Raw genomic sequence first — 3,959 nt, 5'->3', positions numbered from 1 at the left:
GGGCATGGCCATGCTGGCAGTAAAGCATCGATCGATGGCTTTTTGACCTCTGGGCCGCCGGGGCCGGGGGCGGCAGCATCGTAGCCATGGATATCGAGGAGAACGCAGCGCTGGTCGTGGTGGACGTGCAGCAGGGATTCGAGGAGGAGGCGTACTGGGGGCCGCGGAACAACCCCTCGGCGGACCGGAACATCGCCGGGCTGATCGATGCCTGGCAGTCGAGCGGGCGGCCGGTCGTGTTCGTACGGCATGACTCGCCCAAGCCGGATTCGCCGCTGCGGGTGGGATATCCGGGGAACGGCTTCAAGCCGTACGTGGAGGAGCGGCGGGGAAAGGGCGGTGGGCCCGAGCTGTTTCTGACGAAGAGCGTGAACTCGGCGTTCTACGGGACGCCCGATCTGGGGGCGTGGCTGCGCGCGGGCGGGGTGCGGCAGATCGTGGTGGCCGGTATCCAGACCAATATGTGTGCGGAGACGACGGCGCGAATGGCGGGGAACCTGGGGTACGAGGTGTTCTTCGCGCTCGATGCGACGTACACCTTCGACGGGGCCGGTCCGTGGGGGTGGACGCTCGGCGCGCAGGAGCTGGCGCGGGCCACCGCCGTGTCGCTGCACGGCGGTGGGTTCGCGGAGGTGGTGCGCAGTGCGGAGCTGATCGCGGCCGCCGCGGAGTAGCTCAGCCGTTGCCGGAGGCGAGTTCGCGGCTGCGGTCGCGGGCGGCTTCGAGGGCCGCGATGAGGGCGGCGCGCACGCCGTGGTTCTCCAGTTCGCGGATAGCGCTGATGGTGGTGCCGGCCGGGCTGGTGACGGCCTCGCGGAGCTTGACCGGGTGCTCGCCGCTGTCCCGGAGCATCACGGCGGCGCCGATGGCGGCCTGGACGATCAGGTCGTGGGCCTGGGCGCGGGGCAGGCCGAGCAGGATGCCGGCGTCCGTCATCGCCTCGACGAGGAAGTAGAAGTACGCGGGGCCCGAGCCGGAGAGTGCGGTGGCCGCGTCCTGCTGGGACTCGGGGACGCGCAGGGTCTTGCCGACCCCGCCGAAGATCGCCTCGGCGGTGGCGAGGTGTGCGCCGGTGGCGTGGCTGCCGGCGGAGATGACGGACATGCCCTCGTCGACCAGGACGGGGGTGTTCGGCATGACACGGACGACCGGGGTGGCCTCGGTGAGGCGGTCCTCGATGAAGGCGGTCGTGATACCGGCCGCGGCGCTGATGACCAGGCGGTCGGCGGCGACATGGGCGGAGAGCTCGTCGAGGAGGCGGGCCATGTCCTGGGGTTTGGCCGCGAGGATCAGGATGTCGGCGCGCTCGGCGGCCTCGGCGTTGCTGACGGAGTCCACCCCGTAGCGGTTGCGGAGCTCCTCGGCGCGTTCGGCGCGGCGGGTGGTGACCAGCAGGTTCGCCGGGCGCCATCCGGCCCGGATCATGCCGCTGAGCAGGGCCTCGCCGATCTTGCCGGTGCCGAGGACTGCAACTGTCTGGGTCATGCGGTTCACCCTCCGGGCGGTGCCGGCGGTTCTGGGTGCCGGCTGTTCTCGGTACGCGTGCCCGCCATCCTCGCACCGGCCCGTCAGGTGGTGCGGCGGCGGAGGGTGGCGGCGCCGAGGGTGAGGACGAGGAGTGCGCAGCCCGCCACGATCACGATGTCGCGGATGAAGTCCCCGGTGATGTCCGTGTGGTGGAGGACCTCGTTCATGCCGTCGACGGCGTACGACATGGGCAGGACGTTCGAGATCGCTTCGAGGACGGGTGCCATCTGGTCCCGGGCGATGAACAGACCGCAGAGCAGGAGCTGCGGGAAGATCACGGCCGGCATGAACTGGACGGCCTGGAACTCGGATGCCGCGAAGGCCGAGACGAACAGGCCGAGGGCCGTGCCGAGCAGGGCGTCGAGCAGGGCGACCAGGAGCAGCAGCCACGGTGATCCGGTGACGTCCAGGCCGAGGACCCAGAGGGAGAGGCCCGTCGCCAGGAGGGACTGGAGGATGGCGACGGCGCCGAACGCGAGGGCGTAGCCCGCGATCAGGTCGCCCTTGCCGAGCGGCATGGCGAGGAGGCGTTCGAGGGTGCCCGAGGTGCGTTCGCGCAGGGTGGCGATCGAGGTCACCAGGAACATCGTGATCAGCGGGAAGATGCCGAGCAGCGAGGCGCCGATGGAGTCGAAGGTCCTGGGGCTGCCGTCGAAGACGTAGCGCAGCAGCGTGATCATCAGGACCGGGATCAGCAGGAGCAGCGCGATGGTGCGGGGGTCGTGGGTCAGCTGACGCAGGACGCGGGCGGCGGTGGCGAGGGTGCGGGCGGGGCTCAGGACGGACGAGCCGGTCGCCGGGGGCGGTGCCGGGGTGTCGCGCGTCGTGCTCGTAGGCGTACGCGTGCTCATCGGGCGTTCTCCTGACGGGTGGCGGCCGCGTCGACCAGGTGGAGGAAGGCTTCTTCGACGGTGTCGGTGCGGGAGGCGGCGCGCAGTGCCTCGGGGGTGTCGTCGGCGAGGATCTCGCCCTCGCGCATCAGGAGCAGCCGGTGGCAGCGCTCCGCCTCGTCCATGACGTGGGAGGAGACGAGGAGGGTGGTCCCCCGGTCCGCGGCGAGGCGGTGGAAGAGGCTCCACAGATCGCGCCGGAGCACCGGGTCCAGGCCGACGGTGGGTTCGTCCAGGACGAGGAGTTCGGGGGTGCCGAGCAGCGCCACGGCGAGGGAGACGCGGGTGCGCTGGCCGCCGGAGAGTGTGCCGGCGAGGGCGTCGGAGTGGCTGGTCAGGTCGACCTCGGTGATGGCGCGGGTGACGGCTTCGCGGCGGGCATCGCGGTGCCGTCGGCCTGGCTGCAGGATCGCCGCGAAGTAGTCGAGGTTCTGCCGGACGGTGAGGTCGGTGTAGACGGACGGCGCCTGGGTGACGTACCCGATCCGCGGTCGGAGGGTGGGGTGGCCTGCAGGGCTGCCCAGGACGTCGAGGGTGCCGGTGACTTTGGCCTGCGTGCCGACGACGGCCCGCATCAGGGTGGATTTGCCGCAGCCGGAGGGGCCGAGGAGCCCGGTGATCCTGCCTGGCTCGACGGTGAAGCCGAGGCCTTTCAGGACGGTGCGGCTGCCTCGTACGACGGTGAGGCCGCGGGCCTCGATGGCGACGCCCGAAGAATTCATCATGTGATGAATTTTGTCTCGGCGGCGGGCTGCCGTCAAGGGAGCCGGGCGTCGCCGTGCGCGGGTTCAGCGGATGGCCACGCTCAGATCGACGACATAGGCCTCCTCCACCGTGCCGTCCGGGAAGCGCTGCGCGAGGTGCTCGCGCTCCTCGGAGAGGCAGCGCCGGGTGGGCTCGTCGCCGAGGACCAGGAAGGCGGAGTGGCTGGCGAGGTTGGCGAGGTGGGTGGCCAGGGGGACGCGCCGGGTCCAGGGCACGCGACGGTGTACGAACGTGAGCTCGGACGGCAGATCGCGGGCGGAGACGGGCGAGCCGTGGACTCCGGTGGCCCGGGGACGGTTCACGGGCGCGTTCCCGGCTGCGTTCTCGTTCTCGGGCCCGGCTTCCGTGGGCACCTCGACGGCGAAGAAGCGGCGCAGGCGCGCGTCCTGTTCGGTGATCCACGGGACGGCCGGGTCGGCGACGTTCCACCACAGGGCCAGTGCGCCGCCCGGCCGCAGGACGCGCACGGCTTCGGGGGCCGAGCGGGCGGGGTCGGTCCAGTGCCAGGACTGGGCGTACGTGATCAGGTCGGCCGAAGCCGCGGCGAAGGGGAGGCGGTTGCCGTCGCCCCGTACCAGCGGGATGCCCGGCAGGGTCCTTCGCAGTTCCGCCGCCATGCCGGGGCCCGGTTCGACGGCGACGACCCGGGCGCCCCGGTCGTGGAGGCGGCGGGTCGAGATGCCGGTGCCCGCGCCGACGTCGAGGGTGCGGGCGCCTCGCAGGGGGCGGCCCGCGAGTTCCTCGACGGCGTCGAGGAGGGCGTCCGGGTAGCCGGGG

At 71.8% G+C, this 3,959-nt stretch carries 5 protein-coding genes; 1 reads left to right on the top strand and 4 read right to left on the bottom strand.

The annotated features are described in order from the left end of the window. Positions 1-86: 86 nt before the first annotated feature. Positions 87-674: a cysteine hydrolase family protein gene (locus tag J1C73_RS01785; RefSeq protein WP_207314756.1), complete on the top strand. Its 588-nt coding sequence runs from the start codon at positions 87-89 to the stop codon at positions 672-674. 1 nt (position 675) lies between these two features. On the opposite strand, the gene proC is transcribed toward J1C73_RS01785, so the two are convergent. From proC to J1C73_RS01765, 4 genes are all read right to left on the bottom strand, one after another. Continuing rightward, on the bottom strand, positions 676-1,485 hold the full coding sequence (gene proC, locus J1C73_RS01780) for a pyrroline-5-carboxylate reductase (protein ID WP_123460017.1): 810 nt from the start codon (positions 1,483-1,485) through the stop codon (positions 676-678). Between the two features lie 83 nt (positions 1,486-1,568). Next, positions 1,569-2,378, bottom strand: a complete 810-nt coding sequence (locus J1C73_RS01775) for an ABC transporter permease (RefSeq protein ID WP_207314755.1) — start codon at positions 2,376-2,378, stop codon at positions 1,569-1,571. Continuing rightward, positions 2,375-3,142, bottom strand: coding sequence for an ABC transporter ATP-binding protein (locus tag J1C73_RS01770; RefSeq protein ID WP_207314754.1), 768 nt, complete (start codon positions 3,140-3,142; stop codon positions 2,375-2,377). The genes J1C73_RS01775 and J1C73_RS01770 overlap by 4 nt, the downstream gene beginning before the upstream one ends. 63 nt (positions 3,143-3,205) lie before the next feature. Continuing rightward, positions 3,206-3,959: class I SAM-dependent methyltransferase (locus tag J1C73_RS01765; protein ID WP_207314753.1), on the bottom strand; the 754-nt coding region annotated here is incomplete at its 5' end.

Source organism: Streptomyces laculatispora (assembly GCF_017353455.1).
Classification (GTDB): Bacteria; Actinomycetota; Actinomycetes; order Streptomycetales; family Streptomycetaceae; genus Streptomyces; species Streptomyces laculatispora.
This window is presented reverse-complemented; position numbering and strand designations above follow the sequence as displayed.